General features: G+C 51.7%; 14 protein-coding genes. 4 read left to right on the forward strand and 10 right to left on the reverse strand.

Annotated features, from left to right (window positions below; translation table 11 throughout):
- Positions 1-22: 22 nt before the first annotated feature.
- From HWI92_RS02450 to HWI92_RS02465, 4 genes are all read right to left on the reverse strand, one after another.
- A complete protein-coding gene (locus tag HWI92_RS02450; RefSeq protein WP_204660621.1) occupies positions 23-2377 on the reverse strand; it encodes an ABC transporter permease in 2355 nt (784 codons plus the stop codon).
- 189 nt (positions 2378-2566) lie between these two features.
- Positions 2567-3604 (reverse strand): alpha/beta hydrolase, encoded by a 1038-nt coding sequence (locus tag HWI92_RS02455; protein ID WP_204660622.1) that lies wholly within the window; start codon positions 3602-3604, stop codon positions 2567-2569.
- A gap of 135 nt (positions 3605-3739) precedes the next feature.
- Positions 3740-6136, reverse strand: coding sequence for an FtsX-like permease family protein (locus tag HWI92_RS02460; RefSeq protein WP_204660623.1), 2397 nt, complete (start codon positions 6134-6136; stop codon positions 3740-3742).
- Positions 6137-6234: 98 nt separating this feature from the next.
- Positions 6235-6837, reverse strand: a complete 603-nt coding sequence (locus tag HWI92_RS02465) for a TetR/AcrR family transcriptional regulator (RefSeq protein WP_204660624.1) — start codon at positions 6835-6837, stop codon at positions 6235-6237.
- A gap of 238 nt (positions 6838-7075) precedes the next feature.
- Here HWI92_RS02465 and HWI92_RS02470 point away from each other — a divergent pair, with 238 nt between their 5' ends.
- Together HWI92_RS02470 and HWI92_RS02475 are read left to right on the forward strand one after the other, a co-directional pair.
- Positions 7076-7993, forward strand: a complete 918-nt coding sequence (locus HWI92_RS02470) for a glycosyltransferase family 2 protein (RefSeq protein WP_204660625.1) — start codon at positions 7076-7078, stop codon at positions 7991-7993.
- A gap of 149 nt (positions 7994-8142) precedes the next feature.
- Complete coding sequence (locus HWI92_RS02475; RefSeq protein WP_204660626.1) at positions 8143-8673, forward strand: YceI family protein; 531 nt, start codon at positions 8143-8145, stop codon at positions 8671-8673.
- Between the two features lie 60 nt (positions 8674-8733).
- On the opposite strand, the gene HWI92_RS02480 is transcribed toward HWI92_RS02475, so the two are convergent.
- Positions 8734-9165, reverse strand: a complete 432-nt coding sequence (locus HWI92_RS02480) for a DUF7678 domain-containing protein (protein ID WP_229248726.1) — start codon at positions 9163-9165, stop codon at positions 8734-8736.
- 309 nt (positions 9166-9474) lie between these two features.
- The gene (locus tag HWI92_RS02485; protein WP_204660628.1) at positions 9475-9765 is read right to left on the reverse strand and encodes a hypothetical protein; all 291 of its coding nucleotides are present in this window, start codon (positions 9763-9765) and stop codon (positions 9475-9477) included.
- A 164-nt stretch (positions 9766-9929) separates the two neighbouring features.
- Between HWI92_RS02485 and HWI92_RS02490 the strand changes: the two genes are divergently transcribed.
- Positions 9930-12761 carry a TonB-dependent receptor gene (locus HWI92_RS02490; RefSeq protein WP_204660629.1) on the forward strand — a complete coding sequence of 944 codons (2832 nt, stop codon included), beginning with the start codon at positions 9930-9932 and terminating at the stop codon, positions 12759-12761.
- 17 nt (positions 12762-12778) lie between these two features.
- The gene (locus tag HWI92_RS02495) at positions 12779-13840 is read left to right on the forward strand and encodes a phytase (RefSeq protein ID WP_204660630.1); all 1062 of its coding nucleotides are present in this window, start codon (positions 12779-12781) and stop codon (positions 13838-13840) included.
- A gap of 24 nt (positions 13841-13864) precedes the next feature.
- Here HWI92_RS02495 and HWI92_RS02500 read toward each other — a convergent pair whose 3' ends face one another.
- Genes HWI92_RS02500 through HWI92_RS02515 form a run of 4 tightly spaced genes read right to left on the reverse strand, consistent with a single transcriptional unit; the run spans position 13865 to position 18391 of the window.
- Positions 13865-14344, reverse strand: coding sequence for a hypothetical protein (locus tag HWI92_RS02500; RefSeq protein ID WP_204660631.1), 480 nt, complete (start codon positions 14342-14344; stop codon positions 13865-13867).
- A complete protein-coding gene (locus tag HWI92_RS02505) occupies positions 14344-14889 on the reverse strand; it encodes a hypothetical protein (protein WP_204660632.1) in 546 nt (181 codons plus the stop codon). Before HWI92_RS02505 ends, HWI92_RS02500 begins: the two co-directional genes overlap by 1 nt.
- Positions 14886-17570 (reverse strand): porin family protein, encoded by a 2685-nt coding sequence (locus HWI92_RS02510; RefSeq protein WP_204660633.1) that lies wholly within the window; start codon positions 17568-17570, stop codon positions 14886-14888. Before HWI92_RS02510 ends, HWI92_RS02505 begins: the two co-directional genes overlap by 4 nt.
- Positions 17571-17605: 35 nt before the next feature.
- Complete coding sequence (locus tag HWI92_RS02515; protein WP_204660634.1) at positions 17606-18391, reverse strand: hypothetical protein; 786 nt, start codon at positions 18389-18391, stop codon at positions 17606-17608.
- Positions 18392-18442 lie beyond the last annotated feature (51 nt).

Genomic DNA, 18442 nt, shown 5'->3' on the forward strand with positions numbered 1-18442 from the left:
TGCCACAAAATCATTCCAGGGCTTACTCGCTTCGCAGGCTTTTTACGGGGTTCAGCAATGCCGCCCGGATCGCCTGGTAACTGACCGTCACCAGCGACACTGCAATCGCCAGCAATCCCGCCACTGCAAAAATCCACCATTGTACCCCCACATGATAGGAATAGTCACTGAGCCACAGGTTCATGGTGTACCACGCGACAGGGGTGGCGATGATAATGGAAATGCCCACCAGGATCATAAACTCCCGCGAGAGCAGCGTGGCAATGCTCATTACCGAAGCACCCAGCACTTTACGTACCCCGATTTCCTTGATGCGGTTTTCGGCCATATAGGCAGCCAGCCCGAAAAGCCCGAGGCATGAAATAAAGATTGTGAGTCCGGCAAACAGTCCCGTGAGGGTGGCCACGCGCCGGGTATCTTCAAATTTCAATGCATAATCCTCATCTACAAAGTGGTACTCAAAAGGATAGTCGGGATTATAGCGACGGAAAATTGCACCGACGGCCTTGATATCGTCCGCGGTGGCGTGGGTTGCGCTGAGCTTGATGTGGATCACATTAAAATAACTTTGAGCCCCTTCGATGATCATGGGTTTGTTGTACTCGTAAGGTGACCCAATTACAAAATCCTTCACAACACCGATAACATGGTAAGTCTTGTCACCATCCCTGACAACCTGCCCGATGGGATCTTTGAAACCCATGGCTTTGGCCGCCATTTCGTTGAGGATCATAGCCGAGGAGTCGGAAGGAAATTTGGTAAGGTCCATATCTCTCCCTGCAATCAACTTCAGTCCGGCCGTTTTAACCAGTCCTTCATCCTCGCTGAACCGCTCAAAGTCGATCTTTTCCGCTGGGTTTTTTCCCTGCCACGTAACGCCCCAGGTGTCACTGTTCACAAAGCTGAGGGGCGAAGCCGTTTTGGTGACGGATGTGGCAATGCCTGCGCTGAGGAGCTCACGCCGGATCTGACTGTAATTCTTTTCAAGGTCTCCTGTGATCCAGTGGTACACCACCTGCCCGCGATCGTAGCCGGCATCGCGGTTTTGTGCGTAGCGGATTTGTTGTACCACAATCAGTGTCGAAACGATCAGGATGATGGCAAAACTAAACTGGATGACCACCAGTACTTTCCTCGGACTTACCGCCGCATTGGTTCGCTTGAAAGTGCCTTTCAGGATGGCAATGGGCTTGAATGAGGACAGGAAAAATGCGGGATAACTGCCGGCCACCACGCCCGTGAAAACTATGAACAGCAAGATGGCGACCCAGAACTGGACACTTGAATAGGGGAGCGCCAGTGTTTTTCCGATCAGGCCGGCAAAGGCCGGGAGGAACAAAGCCACACCTGCCAGCGCGAGCGTTCCGGCGATGGCTGCAATCATCACAGATTCGCCAATAAACTGCCCGATGAGCAAACCCTTCCCGGCTCCGGCCGTCTTGCGGATACCCACTTCCTTAGCCCGTTTTTCACTCCGGGCTGTGCTCAGGTTCATGAAGTTGATACACGCAATGAGGAGTATAAATGCCGCAATGATCCCGAAGAGGCGCACAATGGCGATCCTGCCGCCCGCTACTTTCCCGTTTTCGAAATTGGAATACAAATGCCACTTGCTGATCGGGTGAAGAAAAACCTCGTGGTCTTCGGTTTTGCCCGAGTGCCGGATGGTAATGTCCCTGATTTTTTCCTGAAACAATGCAGCATTCGCACCTGGTTTGAGCTGCACGTAAGTGCGCACCGAATTGTTGCCCCAGCTTTCATCATAGTCCCCGATTGTTTTCAGGTAAGACCAGGGCAGGAGGTATTCAAATGTAAAAACCGTGTTTGTAGGCAGGTCTCTGAGGACGCCTGCTACTTTAAAATTATCCTTGTCAATGGTGATTACGCGGTTCAATGCATCCTCGGTCCCGAACATCTTGCGGGCCATGCGCTGGGTCACAACAATGGATCCTGCCTGGCTCAGTGCCGTTTCCGCATTGCCCTGTACCAATGGAAAATCAAACATCTGCAGAAATGCCTGGTCTGTGATCATGGCCTCGGACGAGAGCCTGGTATTTCCCGCCTTGGTCACAAACCAGCGCGAGTAGTTGCGCGATATGTCTGCGATTTCGGGATATTCCTCTTCCATGGTAGGCCCCAGGATCTTGGGCGTGCTGTTCCAGCATTGCAGTTTACCGTCAAACACACCCCGGTTCCAGGCACTGTACAGGTAGTCGCCGTTTTTGTGAAAGCGGTCGTAACTGATTTCATTGTACATCCACATCAGGATCAGCAGCGCGCTGCCCATGCCCACGGATAGCCCCAGGATGTTGATGGCTGAAAATCCTTTATTCCGCATCAGGTTGCGGATTGCGATCTTGAAATAGTTTTTGAACATAGGTATCATGGCTGGAACCGGCAGGGTGGCCGGTCAACAACATAAAAAAACGACATGCCAGCCGGCATGTCGTTTGTAATACATTGTATAGCAGATGGTTGCCTGTGTAAATTCTGCATGGTCTGTCCGTTTACGAACAATGTGCCAGCAGTCCGGACGGTGCGGCTGCATGGCTTGCCTGTGCAATTTTCAACGCTTTTCGCCGGTCAGGTTTTTGGAAAAAAATGGCAGCATTTTTTGTTCAATGCGTTCGCCCACACGGTTCAGGTGGTCACCTTCATACTCTTCATACGTATGCGGGATCTTGTAATCGGTGAGTATCTGGTCAAGCGTCTTGATCGTTGAGGCGATGGGCTGATCTTTGTCCCCGGCATCAAATGCAATGCCTTTCAGCTGCCTGAGATTGGTGATGTACTGATCGATCGTCGTCAGGGTAGCATTGGCCGACCACTTTGCCTGGACCGATGGTTGTTCCGTGCCAATCGGGAAGTCGGCGTAAAAAGGGGCTTTGTTCGGGTTGGGTGACCAGGCTGCTGCCGATGCAAATGCCGCTTTTGTAAAAAAGTCAGCTTTCTCGATATCCGCAAGACTTTTTACTGCCTCTATTTTGGCAACCGCTTCGGGCGTAGCCGCCCGGTTGGCGCCGGGTGCCATGCAGCACGGGCTCAGCAGGTACAGGCTCGAAAAGATTTCAGGATGCTTCTCACCGATCCTGATGGTGCCATATCCGCCCATCGAATGACCTGCCAGTCCGCGGCTGGCTGCATTGGGCAGCGTACGGTAATGCTGGTCCATATAAGCAACAAGTTCCCGGGCCACAAACTCCTCCCAGTTGCCCGTCGTCACCGAGCTGGAATAAAAGCTGCCCCCGGTTTTGGTGTATGCATTCGGGGTCACAATGATCATTTCCTGCACCTGACCCGAGGCAAAAACCTTGTCTACCACCTGCGGCAGGTTGATCCAGTGTTTAACCACTCCGTACCATTGCGCATCATTGTCTGTAAATCCGTGCAGGAAGTATACCACGGGAAAGCGTCGCTGGGTGTCTTTTTTGTAGCCCGGCGGCAGGTATATCGACACATCCCGGTCAGGAGAGTCGCCTTCCAGGTTGCCTTCAAGACTTTTTCCATGCAATTTAATGCGCTCCACGGAACCTTGCATTGCCTGGGCAGAGGCAGTGAGGGTTGCAGCTGCCAGCAGCAATACGGTAAGCAGTTGTTTTTTCATAAAGGTCTGTTTGGTCAATGCGGTAAATTCGCAAATAAAGCTGGTTTTTTACCTTACAAAAGTCCGCCGCTGCCCGCCGTTACTTGGCTCAGGGTACCTGTTATTTTTCACAGACAAAAACACACTGCCGTCCCGCTACCCGTTGGAAAGGCTTTTTACCGGGTTCATCAGTGCTGCCGATACGGCTTTGTAGCCGATTGTAAGCGCCGTGACGGGTATGATCAGCAGCCCGCCGGATACGGCCAGCCAGACATTCAGGTGTATCCGGTAAGCAAAGTGGCTGAGCCAGCTGTTCATTGCCAGCCACGTCAGCGGGGCCGAAACTGCAAATGCAATCAGGATCATCAGCATGAATTCTTTTCCGAAAAGTACAAGAATGCTGTCCACGCCTGCGCCAAGCACTTTCCGTACACCTATCTCTCTGGTTTTTTGTGTCACCATAAACGATACCATACCGTACAGCCCCAGGCAGCAGATCGCGATGGCTACCCATGCAAATGCGCGGATCAGGCTGGTGAGTTGTGCTTCTTTTGCATAAAAAGACGCAATTTTCTGGTCTGCAAACTCGTAATTGAACACTTCATCAGGATAGCTTGCCTGCCAGGCATTGCGCAGGTGGGAGAGGGCCGTGGAGATGTTGCCCGGGTTCAGCCTGACAGCTATTTCGCGGTACTGTTCGGGCTGTGCGTAAATGATGCAGGGTTCAATGCCTTCCTGCAGAGATTTCAGGTGAAAGCTTTTTACCACGCCCACAATCCGGCTCTTATTACCCGAGAAGCCATCCTCCACCGACCTGCCGAGCAGGTACGCGGGATCACGAATGCCCAGCTTTTTCATAAACTCTTCATTTACAATAAATTCTCTGACTGAATCCCTGTCGGAAAAACTGCGGCCGGCGAGCAGCGGTATCTGGTAGGTTTTCAGGTAGTCGGCGTCCGCGAACCGTATGCGGACCACAAACTTTTCCCAGTCTGCCCGGTTGTCAAACCGCACCGAGCCGCCGAAACCCATATCGGAAGTAGGGGCATCGTACTGAAAGGCAGCAGATCTCACTTCGGGATATTGCAGAATATCATTTTTGAACGACTCCCGCTTGCCCGTACCCTGCACAGGCAGCGTGACTTTGATCACGGCTTTCTGATCAAAACCCAGGTCTGCATTCCTGAAAAACTGCAACTGCATCACCAGGATCACCGTACCTGTAATCATGGTTTGGGCGATGATCAGCTGAACAACCACCAGGGAGCGCCGCAGCCCGAAGCCACCAGGCCGGCCGAAGCTCAGCCTGCCTTTCAATGCCGCTACGGGGTTGAAACCCGATACAATCACTGCCGGATAAAACCCCGCAAGCAATACGACCATGGCCAGGATTGCCAGGCCAAAAAGCATTACGTCCGGCTTCGGAAGCCTGCTGAGCAGGAAAGCATTCGTCTGAGTCCAGCTATTGAGCACGGCCGGTAGGGGCAGTATGATCAGGAGCGCAAGCAGTCCTGCGAGGCAGGTCAGCAAGGCGGTTTCGACCATAAACTGCCAGAAGAGCTGCTGCCTTGTACTGCCCAGCACCTTTCTCACGCCAATTTCGCGGGATCGTCCGGCAGCCTGCGCGGTGGCCATGTTGATAAAGTTTATACCCGCGATCACCAGCAGGAATCCACCTACGCCCCCCAGTATCCACAACATGGATCGCCGGATTTTGCCGCCGTAGTTTTCGTTGAAATGGATATCGGATAAAGGCTGAAGGTGGTGGTGGTAATATTTATCGGCATGCTCGCCATAATACTTTTTACCATTGCGGGCAATCAGCCGCTCTACGATGCCGGGCGCGGTGCCGGGCCTTAGTTTTACAAACGTAAAATTACGGCTGCTGATCCATGAGAAGTCGGTGGTCCAGGTGGTGGGCTCTGTAATTTTGAGGGTAGGAAGCGAAATATACGCATCAAATGCAAAGTCGGTAGGTCTGGATTCGTCGGCCAGCACGCCCGTAATTTTCAGGTCGTGGGCATTGTCCAGGCGCAGTATGCGCCCCGCTACCTCTACAGTGCCGAAGTGTTTCATCGCCAGCTTACGGCTGACCACGACGGTAAAGGGTTCCTCCATAGAAGCCGCCGCATGGTGGCCCAGCCATCGGAACGCAAATAATTCCATGTAGCCGGCATCGGCATAGGCAACATTTTCCTTTTCCATAAACCGCCTTGTGGCTACGCCGCTTCCGGACGACAGGGTGACTACCGGCAGCCTGCGGACAAATCCTGCCTTCTCCACACCCGAATAGTCTTTGGATAGGGCGCTGGCCATTGCATACGCAGAACCGGGTTCGTGCTCCATGCCTTCGTCCAGGTGAAGGTCCAGTACTACGCGGTACAGCTGGTCGGCGGCGGGCTGGTGCCTGTCGGTACTGATGTGATACCTTAAAAAGAGAAAAATCAGCATCGCCCCGGCTATGCCAAGGCCAAGGCCGAGCATGTTAAGGATCGTATTGGAAAGGTAAAGCCGGAGGTTGCGGGCGGCAACGCGCAGGTAATTCTGTAACATAAGCAGCCAGGTTGAGGTGGATTGAAGGTAGTATTTAATGCGGCTGACCAAGCCATTATACTTCCTGTAAGCTGCTTATTTAACATCATTTAACATCCTCAGGCACGGATGCCTGCAATGAGCCGCTCGACGGTGCCCAGCACCTGGTCCATGCGGGAAAGATCATCGGTAACTTTCGCGATCATGACGGCACCTTCGATGAGTGCGATGATGGAAATGGCGAGGTCTGCGGCAGCGGTATCCTGCCTGAATTCTCCTGCTCCCATGCCACTGTTGATGATGCTTATGAGCGCCTGCTGCCAGGATATCACAGCCTTTGCAGCTCCTTGTTTGAGCAGGGGATTGGTGTCGTCGGCCTCGATAGCGGTATTGAGGATGGGACAGCCGCCCATGTTTCCTGTTGCTTCGATCACACGTCGGTAAACCTTTCCGTACACCATCAGCTTGTCGTGGAAGGTGGCGGCCCCTGCCATTTCATCCTGTATATACTTGTAAATGCGCACCCGGTTGTACTCGAATACTGCCAGCGCCACTTCTTCCTTATTCTCAAAGTTGCCGTAAATGCTGCCTTTGGTGAGGCCGGTGGCTTTTGTCAGATCTGAGAGGGAAGTGCCGGCAAATCCTTGCCTGTTGAAAATGTCGGCTGTTTTTTCAATGATAAAATCCCGCGTGCGTCCTGCCTTGCTTGTTCCCTTGTTCATATTGTAAATATACCAAAAGGCATTCCTGATCGGAAAGTCTGCGCTGCATGGGCCGTATGCACACTTTCACTCACAGTTGATTAAACGGCTAGGGTAGAATGCCGGGACAATTTTACTTTGCAGTCAAAGATGCTCCCCCCTCTCTTTGACAGTGCCGCGCAACCGTCCCGGGTTCCGCATGACCGCTGCATTTTCTTTCCACAATACGCATAATAACCTGATCAAACATCCTTGCTTTATGACTAACTACTCACCGAAGTACTCGATCATTGTACCTCACAAAAATTCCTATCACCTTTTGCACCAGCTGCTCGGATCGATCCCGCAAATGGAGGGGATCGAACTTATCATCGTGGATGACAACAGTAACGAGGAGCACCTGACGGCGCTGCAGAATCACGTTTTCGGTCGTCCGGTAAAAGTTTTATTCAACAACAAACCCGAAGGACCGGGCAAGGCCAGGAACATGGGCCTGGACGTGGCTGCCGGAAAGTGGATCATCTTTGCGGATGCCGACGATTACTTTCCGCCCGACATTGAAAGTATCCTGCTCGCCCATGCCGACGATCCTGAGGACGTGGTGTATTTCGGGACGATGAGCGTGTATGCCAATACGCACCAGCCAGCCCACCGCCACCTGCGGTACAAGAAAATGGTGGAGGATGCTGCCGCAAATCCCGCCCTGGAAGATGCACTGCGGTTCGGATTTTCGCCCCCCTGGGGCAAGATGATCAAGCGATGTATCATTGAGCGGCACGGTATCCGTTTTGGGGAGTCGTGGGGAGCGGAGGATATTATTTTTGCATTGCAGCTCGGTCACCACGCGGGAAAAGTGAAGGCTGTGCCAGCGGTTTTGTATTTCATCACCGTAACAGACGGCAACCAGAGTGCCACTTTCAGCCGGCAGATGTTTGACTGCAAGCTGGAAGGGACGCTCAAAGGAAACCGCTACCTGAGGTCGATCGGCAAGAGCCGTCACCAGCATTCGGTGCTTTACTTTCTCGGGCGTTCGTACAAGTTCGGGTTTCGGTACATGCTCGACGTGATCCTGCGCCTGCTCCGCCACCGGTCCAATGTGCTGATCGGGATGGAGAAGGTTTTGACTTACAAAGCCGTATTGCACCTGCGTGAAAATCCCGGACTACTGAAAGGGTGATCACAGCAGGCTTTTTGTGATAAAAAAGTATAGTACTATCCCCAAGGATACTGGTATCCTTCGGGATAGTACTATACTTTACATAGTGCTGGCGGGTACCTTTGCACAGCAAGTATCCGCATTTTTTATCACAAAAAACTTACAGCATTATGTCACAAGTTACCTGGAACGTGGACCCGCTCCACTCCGAAGTACTCTTCAAAGTAAAACACCTGGTTATATCCACCGTCACAGGATCTTTCAAATCATTTACCGGTAAGGCGGTGAGCGATGGCGACGAGCTTGAAGATGCAGTGATTGATTTTACCGTCGATGTTAACAGCGTGGATACCGGTCAGCCCGGACGCGACGAGCATTTGAAGGCTGCCGATTTTTTCGAAGCAGAAAAGTACCCGCAGTTTCACTTTGTCTCGACCTCCTTCAAAAAGAAAAAAGGGGATGTGTATGCACTCCTGGGTAACCTCACGATCAAGGGAAATACAAAACCCGTAGCGCTGGAAGCAGAGTATGGAGGCACCGAGAAAGACCTGTATGGCAATACAAAGGTGGGATTTGAGGTGACTGGCAGCATTGACCGGAAGGAATTTGGTGTGACGACCAACTCTTTCACCGAGACCGGCGGACTTGCCCTGGGGGAAAATATCAAGATTATTGCCAACATTCAGCTTGCCAGAGCATAGGCTTTGCAGGGCAGCCTTGTGTACACGACCATGAGGCTGCTTTGTTTTATCAAAACATACCTACCGGGCTATATAGCTCTCGATCAGTGATTTCACTTTAAGGAAGATCGGCTCCGCGCTCAGGCTGGGCCGGATGTCCCAGCCGCGGTCGTAGTTAACAATGCACGAACCGATAAAGTTGTTGGTAGCTTCGCGCACGGCCGGGTCCCAGATAGACAGCTTCGAAATACGGCCGCGCTCCATGGCGGTCTTGGAGGTGTGACGCAGGATGAGTCCTGAAAATTCATATTGATTCACGATTCCCGAAACCCAGAAAGCGCCGCTGATGTTGGGATCATCGGTGCTGCCGCTGACCTGTGCCTGGATCTTGTCGTGATCGGGTGGGGGAGCCGGCTGCTGGCTTTTCAGGTACGTATCAATGGCTCTTTTGGCATGCTCAGCCGGATCGATGCCGTCGAAATCACTGAGCTGTCGCAGACGGGAAATCTGCATTTCGGTTAGCTGAATATGTTTTCGTACTGCTTTTCGCCTTTCCATGGTGCCGCTTGGCTAAACTCCAAACATACACAGCTTGCCAGACTGTGTCAAAACCTGAAAGTCGAAATGTGCCGTCTGCGGTAAAATTTGGAATTATTCTTAGTACTAATAGTCATAACAAGCTCATCATCAAGAGCAACTGTTTGCCCAGCATAGCAGTATGGTGATGGAGGCATGCGGCAGGACTGTCCTGCATACCCATTTCAAAAAGAAACCCCGGAACACCTGAGCGGTCCGGGGCTTGAAATCTTTCCTTGTTTTACGCTAATTGGGCAGCATCTGCAAAAACTCTTTCAGCGCCTTTCTGATCTGTTTGTCGGGCAGGCCGCTGTATTTGATCTGCATCAGTTTCGACTGGCGTTCGTCCATGCTTTTCAGCTTCCAGTATTTCGGGTGCGTGTTTTCGATCGGCCTGTGAAAAGTCTTGTCTTTCGGGTCTTTGATCAATACGTCCAGATCAATCTGCAAATCCTGCTGCTCCTGTACAGGGCTCCCCTCCATGATAATCTTTATGGCTCTTCCGGTTTCAAGGGTTATCTCCTTCTCATGTTTCATTTTTAATGGCGATCTAATTCTTTTGCAAAATTATCAATTGTACTTTCTTTTTTTTACATATTAACAATAAGTTAATCTAACTACGACGTAACAATTTGATAATCTCGCGCTAACAGTTTCCTAACATACCTGCCTGACCTTTGATGATCACTTAAAACGGCAGTATGATCCGAATTTTTCTTACTACTACGCTCACCATTATATCACTCCTTGTTTCCGGCAGTACGGCCTTTGCGCAAAAAGGGCTGATCACAGGAAGCATTATGGATGCCCAGAAGCTATCCCTTCCCGGCGCAACGCTGAAAATTACTCCCGGTAACCAGTACACGGTCTCCGACGTGCACGGCAAATTCGAGTTTCTCAATGTGCCTGCGGGTACCTACCGGCTGGAAGCTACCTACATCGGATACGTACCCTACGGAACAGAGATTACGGTTGTAAATGGTAAAAACGCAGGGCTGGAAGTGATCATGGCCGAGGGAGGCCTCGATATGAAAGAAGTGGTTGTGCTCGGCGACAGGCTCAAAGGTCAGGCCAGGGCGCTCAACCAGCAGCGTAACAATGAAAACATCAGCAATATCATCTCCTCCGACCAGGTAGGCCGCTTTCCGGATGCCAACATCGGCGATGCACTCAAACGGGTGCCCGGCATTACCATGCAGAATGACCAGGGAGAGGCGCGCAATATCATTGTTCGCGGACTGGCCCCCGAGCTGAACTCCGTCACCATGAACGGCGACCGCATTCCCTCCGCCGAAGGCGACAACCGCCGGGTACAGATGGACCTGATCCCGTCCGATATGATTTCAACCATTGAAGTAAACAAAACGCTCACGCCCGACATGGATGCTGATGCGATCGGCGGATCGGTGAACCTGGTGACCCGGGCGGCACCCAACGGACAGCGTATCTCGGCAACGCTGTCGGGCGGACTGAACCCGATCCGCGGCAAGGCCCTGTATACCGGCGGGTTTGTGTATGCCAACAGGTTTGCAAAGAATGCGATAGGGATGGTTTTGAGCGGTTCTTACAACAACAATACCTACGGCTCCGACGATGTGGAAGCTACCTGGGCCAAGGATGATTTCGGAAACGTGTACATCAACGAGACCGACATCCGGAAGTACGACGTACAGCGGATCAGAAGAAGTCTATCGGCAGCATTCGACTTCAGGCTCAATGCCAGCAGCACAATTACGGCCAATGCCATGTACAACTGGCGCGACGACCGTGAAAACCGCTACCGCATGCGCATTGACAATATTGAACCCACCTACAATGATGATAATGCCATTACCGGGTACGAAGGCCGCATCGGCCGCCAAACCAAAGGCGGGATCGATAACAGCCGCAACAAAGGCGGCCGCCTCGAAGATCAGCGCGTGCAGAACTACTCCCTCAAAGGGGATCATCTTTTTGGTCCGAAAGTGGACCTGGACTGGTCGGTGAGTTATTCGCGTGCCAGTGAAGACAGGCCCAATGAACGCTACATCAATTTTCGTAAGGGTGGCAATGCGCTGACTTACAATGATGATTCACGTTCGCCACTGTTTACACCTGCCAGTGCCGACCCGCTTGGATTGGGATTGAACGAGATCAGCGAGAACCATGATTTTACCAAAGAAACGGAAGTTGGCGCCAAGGTAAATATACGTTTTCCGTTCTCAGTGATTGCCGACCGGAAAGGACGCATGCGGGCAGGAGGGAGGCTGCGCTTGAAAACCAAAGATCGTAACAACGTTTTCTACACCTATGAGCCGCAGAACGAAGATGACATTGCTGACCTGGGCAGTACCTCCACGGTAACCTGGAACGACGGCAACTTTCAGGCTGGCTCGCATCTGGTACCGGGTGTTTTTGCCAGCAAGCAGTACCTCGGAGGACTTAACCTCAGCAATTCGTCCCTGTTTTCGGAAGAGGCTGCGCCCAGTGAGTTTCTGGGGGTGAACTACAATGCAAAGGAAAATATCGCGGCAGGCTATGTGCGCTGGGATCAGGATTTTACCGATAAACTGACGATGATCCTGGGCGTCCGGCTCGAAAATACTTCCATTGACTATACCGGCAACGTGGTGCAGGACGAGGAAGAGCTGGAAGGCCAGCGGAGTGTAAGCAACAGTTACCTGAACGTGCTGCCAGGCGTCACCTTCAAGTACAATGCAACCGACAACTTCATCCTGCGTGCTGCTGCAACAACCGGCATTGCCCGTCCCAATTACTATGCACTGGCACCTTATATCAGCACGATCCCGGGCGATAAGGAGATCCGCGCCGGAAACCCCGACCTGAAAGCGACCTATTCCTGGAATTTTGACGTGATGGGTGAAAATTATTTTGAATCCGTAGGTCTGGTATCGGGTGGTGTTTTTTATAAAAACCTGAAAAACTTTATTTACACCTATCGCAACCAGCAATATACCTCGGCCGACTTTGCTGCCGACTTCGCCAATGCTGCCAATCCGGTTCCCGCGGGCGAGCGATGGGATTTTTACCAGTCAAGGAACGGTGAGAGCGTGAATGTGTTCGGCTTTGAAATTGCATTTCAGCGCCAGCTCGACTTTCTTCCGGGCTTCCTGCGCAACTTCGGGATTTATACCAATTATACATTTACAAAGTCTTTTGCCAAAGGTGTTTACAACGAAGACGGGGACGTGCGCACGGACGTAAGCCTGCCCGGTACGGCTCCGCACATGTTCAATGCATCTCTATCCTGGGAAAACAAGAAATTCTCGGCCAGACTGTCGGCCAATTATACAGCAGCTTACCTGGATGCGCTCGGGGGGAGTGATTTTGATGATATTTATTACGACAAACAGTTCTTCCTGGATGCCAATGCAGCGTACCGGATCACCAAAACGGTTCGTGTTTTTGCGGAAGCCAACAACCTCACCAACCAGCCGCTGCGCTACTACCAGAGCATCCCGGCCCGTACCGTGCAGGCAGAGTACTACCGCCCCCGCTTCAACCTGGGCCTGAAATTCGATTTGACAAAATAGCATACCGTACAACTGTAATGAACTTTAAGTATATCCTGGTACCGGCGCTCAGTGCGCTGGTACTTTCTGCATGTAACCAGAACAAAAATCAGCAAACCGCTACGGCTCAGGACACTGCCGCGGTGGTGAAGCCCGTCATCATCACCGACTCTGTAAAGCACGATACGGATGATCCCGCCATCTGGATTAATCCCGATGACCCGGCCAAAAGTCTGGTGCTGGGTACCGACAAGAATGAAGACGGCGCGCTGTATGTTTTTGATCTGGACGGAAAGATCATCGCCGACAAGGTCATCCGCGATCTCAAAAGACCCAATAATGTGGATGTGGCCTATGGGCTGAAACTGGGTGGCAAGCTCGTCGATATTGCCGTGCTCACCGAGCGCGAGGCCAATAAGATCCGCATTTTCAGCCTGCCCGATATGAAGGCGATTGACAATGGAGGCATTGAAGTTTTCAAAGGAGATACCGCTCAGGCGCCGATGGGCATATCCCTCTATACCCGTCCGGGCGACAAAGCCATTTTCGCAATCGTAGGACGTAAAACCGGCCCTGCGGAAGGCTACCTCTGGCAATACAGGCTCAAAGACGATGGTCACGGGCAGGTAGCCGGAGAAGTAGTGCGGAAGTTCGGCAAATACAGCGGCAAGAAAGAAATAGAATCGATCGCGGTGGACAATGAAGCCGGCTACATCTACTACTCCGACGAGCAGGTGGGCGTACGCAAGTACCTGGCTGATCCCGACAGCAGCAGCCGTGAGCTGGCCCTAATCCCGAATACCGGCTTTACAGAAGACAATGAAGGGATTTCAATCTACAAAACGGGCCCGCTTACCGGATACATCCTCGTGTCCGATCAGGGCGCTGACAAGTTCCGCATTTTTACCCGCGAGGGTAGCAAAGGTGATCCCCATGCCCACACGTTCGTGAAAGTTGTAACGGTTACCGCCAACCAGAGCGACGGCTCCGAAGTGACGAACCTACCCCTGAATGCGACCTTCAAAAAGGGTTTGTTTGTGGCCATGTCCGAGGGAAAGGTTTTTCATTACTATCGCTGGGAGGATATTTTCGGCAAATGACCGGGAGCATGGTAGCGGGGACTGCTACAATCCCGATACCGTGTAGAGAATCGTCGTAGAGTAGGTCTTGACCGGGAGGGTTACCGAAAGTCCCTCTATTTTGTACTGTACCGGCACATTATCTCGTGCAAAGCTCAGGCCGAGCAGTCCGCCGAAAAACGATTGGGTAGTGCTGCTCACCTGTATGTAGGTGGTTCCGCCGTTGATGATGGCCCCGCCGGTACCATCTCCGGTGCGCCTGACGAACAGTTTGAGGGACGGATCCCAGGTGGCAGTGGCGGTTTGCTGCACGCTTATCGTCCAGCCCAGCAATGCGTTGACTTTAAACAAAGAGTGCGACGCTGCGCTGGTTTCCACATGTTCGTAGTTTTTGCCCGCGCTGGTAATGGTGGATGAAAGGGTTGCGACAGACCAGGTCGATCCTGAGCTGTTGGATATAGTCACACTTTGTGAGCAGGCGGCGCCCGACAGCAGCAGCAGCCATATAAATCTAAGCGTTTTCATCAGTTATCAGCCATGGTATAGCGAACAGTGAGCGTGGTTGTACCGCTCCGGATGCTCGCGTAATTTTGTATTTCAAGGGAATAAGTAAGCCTGAACCCGCTCGAACCGTAGGTATTGCCTGTGTAAGCGCCCTTGATGTTGTCGATAAAGCTGGTGGACGTGCTGGTGAGGTACTTGTTGCTGGTCACGTAGCTGAACCCGCCCGTAAAACCCACGCCGGCGCCTGTGTACGGCGCGACGTCCAGCCGGAGCCGCAACCCGGCAGGTATGGTTCCTACCACATCACCTTTGATGCTCCGCGAGCCGCCGGACGTTACTGCCGATGTAAAAACAAGCCAGACCGAGTTGTTGCCCGTGCCCGTACCGGTTGCCACGCCTGCCTCGGCGGGTGCGGCCATTTTCAGGGTGATGTTGGTGGAGCCGGCAGGAAGCAGGTCAATCAGTGCTACCGAGGGCATGGTAATACTCACATTGGTACTCGCGCTCGATTGTCCGAAAGCAGCGGAGCTCAGCATTACCAGCCATATGTAGGGCGCATATCTCATTTCTTGATCGATACCTCAAAGCTTTTGCCGGAAAAATGAATGCGTTTTTCATTGGGCCTCACGCGGAACGTCACGCGCATTGTTTTGTCCGTTTGTACATCCACGTCCCGGTTTCCGTCTTCCACCAAATACCGGTCCTGACTGCCCGGAATGAAGGCAGTGATATGCCAGTTGCCCGGTTTCATTTCTTTGAACGAAAACTCTCCCTTCTCATTCAGTTCGGTCAGAAAGCTGGACGTTTCGTTGTACAGTTTCACAAGTACCGGTGGTTTTTCATTCAAAACTGAGGACAATCCGCCCTGATTGCTTTTTGCGAAATCTACCTGTCCGGTAATGCTTCCCGTACGCGTAAATGGTATTTCAATCACCTGTACACTATCAGCTTTCACATCGATAAACATGGGCATTTTCACCGCCGGCACCACGCCCTCGTTCCGGGAGTCATTCTGTGAAATACTCAGGTAATACCGGTCGGGCGTGATGCTCTGGAAGGAAAACATCCCCGTGCTGTCCGTCAGGAATTTATGGCTTCCCAGCTGTATCAGGTTACCTTGTCTGGAAAATCCTTCGCCTGTGAGTTTTCCCTTCAATGTACCTGTGTTCCTTTTTCTGGAAAGCGGCACGTTCAGCTTCAATGCATATTTCAGTGACAGAAATAAGGTATTCTGGTTCCGGTTCTGAATGTTGGGAACATAGGATCGACCGCCGGTGAGCGTAAACCGGTGCCTTTTCAAATCCAGCAGCACGGAAACATCGAGGTAACTTCTTCTTTCATATAATTCATCGGGCGCGTAATTGTTGCGGTACAAGACGCTCGCATATAAATTCTGCTTGATATTGATGCGTGCATTTCCCCCGTAGAAAAACAGGTTTTCGACGATGTCTGCTGCCGAGAACTTACTGGTATGCTGGTGTTCCAGGTAGCCGCCTAGCCAGGCCCAGGGAAGTACCCTGAAAGTGGGTTGTACGAGGTTGGAAAATGATTCTTTTTTGCCGGTATTGTCTGCAACGAGCAGGTTTTGTGCAAAGCCGTATCTGCCCTGGTAAAAAAGGCTGAACTTATCCGCATTATAGTTATAGGATATGTTCCCGAAGTTTTCCGAGTAATGAAACTGCGCTGGCCGTTGCCGGTCTTCTCTTTCCTGGGTTGAATAAAAAACAAAAACCCTGTTTTTCTTATTGGGCTGGTACGACGCAAATGCCATGTAGCTTTTTTCGCGCGGAGACACGCTGTACAGATTAGCGTCAAGGCTTGGATTGATATTTGAAAAATTGCTGCTCAGTCCAAGCGTAATTTTGGAAGTGATATTGAATCCGATGTTGTTACTGATCAGCAGACTGTTGTTGTAAAACCCATAAAAGTTTTTGCCTGCATAAATAACATTGCTCGCCAGGCTAAACCATTTTTTTACGACCTGCAATCGCGTAAATGCCCCGTAGTCAGCTTTTCCCTGCGCTTTTCCATGTGCCAGCTCGGTTTCCAGCTGGAAGTCTTTCGTGCGTATCGCAGCCGAAATGCCGGTCAAATTAGACCAGAACTCCTTGCCCCGGTACATCACGTTTTTAGACATGTAATGCACGCCCACATGGGAAGCTTCTCCGAACTTGAAAAGGAATTTGCCGCCGTAGGAATCTTTTTGATTGAGATAAAAACGTGCTTTCTGGTAAAATGCAGTGTAGCCTATCCTGCGGAATTGCTGGTCCAGTTTCACGCCGCGTCCGAACCGTCCGAATTCCATCAGGTTGTTCAGCTGCAGCACATAGTCGCCCACCGAAACGGAGGTTTTTTTGTTGTAAACATAGTCCAGCGAATACTGGTCATAGCTGCCCACAGCCGGAAAAACGAACTGATTGGGACCGCGGATAATGAAGTCGGCAAAGTGCTTTTCTTTCTGGTCCAGGTAGCCCCTGCCCGTGGCGGAATACTGGTAGGCGGTCATCACCCGCTCCCCATAGCGGTAGGTGAGATATCCACCCCCGATCTCGATTGGAAAACGAAAGTAGGGATCAATCTTTTTTACCCTGGAAGAAAATACGGGAATGCTCACGACCTGGTAAATATTGGATGCATATTCCGGTATGCTGACGCTCAAATCGGAGGAGCTTTGCCAGGCATTGTTGTCGGTAAAGGGGACAACCTGGGACACAGTTACATTCAGCCGACTGTTGGGTTCCAGTGTGAGGCTGTCGGCCACGTGATCTACTTTTCCGCGGTTTGTTTTCAGGGCAAACTTCTCCTTTTTGTTTCCCGAATTCTGGATCATATACTCCACCCGGAGCGTATCTCCTTCACGAACAAATTCGGGTTGGGACACAATGAAAAGATCGACCTTCCTGACTTCCTCAATCAGGATATTCACGGGCGTAATAACCTGTTCATTGCCTGCTTTCAGACGAAAATTGACCGTGTAGTTGCCTGATGCATAGTCCGCAGGTGTTCCGATCACAAAAAAGTACCGTACTTCCTTTTCACCCAGTGTTTTTTCGGGTTTCCGCTGCGAGAGCAGGTTCCACTTTTCAGGAAGCCCCAGACTTTCGTGCAGGGCTGCCGGCAGGCCCTGTTCTGATTTTACCTCAAAAAATAATGTAAAATGCCCGCCGGGCGTAATTTTCCCGGGCGCATTGGAAAGCCTGACCTTTACTGCTTGCTGACACCATGCCTCAGCACCGGAAAGGAGCATGCATATGAGGAGTATTCTGATCAATGGGTGCTGGCTTATTCTATTTGTAGCGCAATGTTCGAACCAAATAAATCTTTGCCGGTATCAGCGATGATCACGCAATCGTATTTTCCTTTGGAAAGATCGCTCACCGGAATTTCGTAAGTGCTGCAGTAGCCCGGATACACCATCCGGGTATTGGGCTCCGTCGTTTTCAGCTTGTTGCCGCTGGTGTCATACACTTCCAGCACCACGTTGGCACGGGAAGCAAAGCTGCCGTTGTTTTTCAGCATGACTTTCAATAGTCCCTGCTTGCTCGTCACCTTGTCGAAAACGACATTTTCATAGGAAAGCCTCGGACCCTCGTAAGTGCCTACGTCTACCACCACCTGTATGGCATAGCGTACCTTGGAGTTGACCTGGATCCCGGCCCGCGGCTGTTCTTTCACAGGCTCTGCTACCTCTATCATCACGACCTGCCAGTAAGTACCGGTACTTACCTTATGAGGATCAAGCTGGGCGGTGTAGGTGATTTCGTATTCCTCATTGGCACCTACAATCCGTTCGTCTACATTGGTTTTCAATGCATTGCCAAGCGAGCGCGGGTGGCTGCCGGCCTCGGGGTACTCGGCAACCCCGCCGCATGCAGCCAGCAGGTCCTGCCGGTAAATCAGTATACGGGCCTCCCTGGCGTTTTCGTTCCGGACACGGATCGTGCCCTGTACTCTTGCATTTGCGGTCGCAACCTGGTGAACGTGCGTCAGGCCATTGAGGATAACTACGGAAGCTTGCAGTGTACCGGGAAGAAACAGCAGCAAGATGAATCTGATGACTGCTTTCATAAATCTTTTGGAAAGTGTTCACAAACGTTTTGGCCGGGGCCCGGACAATCG

Source organism: Dyadobacter sandarakinus, assembly GCF_016894445.1.
Taxonomy (GTDB): domain Bacteria; phylum Bacteroidota; class Bacteroidia; order Cytophagales; family Spirosomataceae; genus Dyadobacter; species Dyadobacter sandarakinus.

What these genes read in the sequence shown, in the direction of transcription:
- HWI92_RS02450 (WP_204660621.1), bottom strand. Translation starts at nt 2,377, where the DNA reads ATGTTCAAAAACTATTTCAAGATCGCAATCCGCAACCTGATGCGGAAT.
- HWI92_RS02455 (WP_204660622.1), bottom strand. Translation starts at nt 3,604, where the DNA reads ATGAAAAAACAACTGCTTACCGTATTGCTGCTGGCAGCTGCAACCCTC.
- HWI92_RS02460 (WP_204660623.1), bottom strand. Translation starts at nt 6,136, where the DNA reads ATGTTACAGAATTACCTGCGCGTTGCCGCCCGCAACCTCCGGCTTTAC.
- HWI92_RS02465 (WP_204660624.1), bottom strand. Translation starts at nt 6,837, where the DNA reads ATGAACAAGGGAACAAGCAAGGCAGGACGCACGCGGGATTTTATCATT.
- HWI92_RS02470 (WP_204660625.1), top strand. Translation starts at nt 7,076, where the DNA reads ATGACTAACTACTCACCGAAGTACTCGATCATTGTACCTCACAAAAAT.
- HWI92_RS02475 (WP_204660626.1), top strand. Translation starts at nt 8,143, where the DNA reads ATGTCACAAGTTACCTGGAACGTGGACCCGCTCCACTCCGAAGTACTC.
- HWI92_RS02480 (WP_229248726.1), bottom strand. Translation starts at nt 9,165, where the DNA reads ATGCAGATTTCCCGTCTGCGACAGCTCAGTGATTTCGACGGCATCGAT.
- HWI92_RS02485 (WP_204660628.1), bottom strand. Translation starts at nt 9,765, where the DNA reads ATGAAACATGAGAAGGAGATAACCCTTGAAACCGGAAGAGCCATAAAG.
- HWI92_RS02490 (WP_204660629.1), top strand. Translation starts at nt 9,930, where the DNA reads ATGATCCGAATTTTTCTTACTACTACGCTCACCATTATATCACTCCTT.
- HWI92_RS02495 (WP_204660630.1), top strand. Translation starts at nt 12,779, where the DNA reads ATGAACTTTAAGTATATCCTGGTACCGGCGCTCAGTGCGCTGGTACTT.
- HWI92_RS02500 (WP_204660631.1), bottom strand. Translation starts at nt 14,344, where the DNA reads ATGAAAACGCTTAGATTTATATGGCTGCTGCTGCTGTCGGGCGCCGCC.
- HWI92_RS02505 (WP_204660632.1), bottom strand. Translation starts at nt 14,889, where the DNA reads ATGAGATATGCGCCCTACATATGGCTGGTAATGCTGAGCTCCGCTGCT.
- HWI92_RS02510 (WP_204660633.1), bottom strand. Translation starts at nt 17,570, where the DNA reads ATGCTCCTTTCCGGTGCTGAGGCATGGTGTCAGCAAGCAGTAAAGGTC.
- HWI92_RS02515 (WP_204660634.1), bottom strand. Translation starts at nt 18,391, where the DNA reads ATGAAAGCAGTCATCAGATTCATCTTGCTGCTGTTTCTTCCCGGTACA.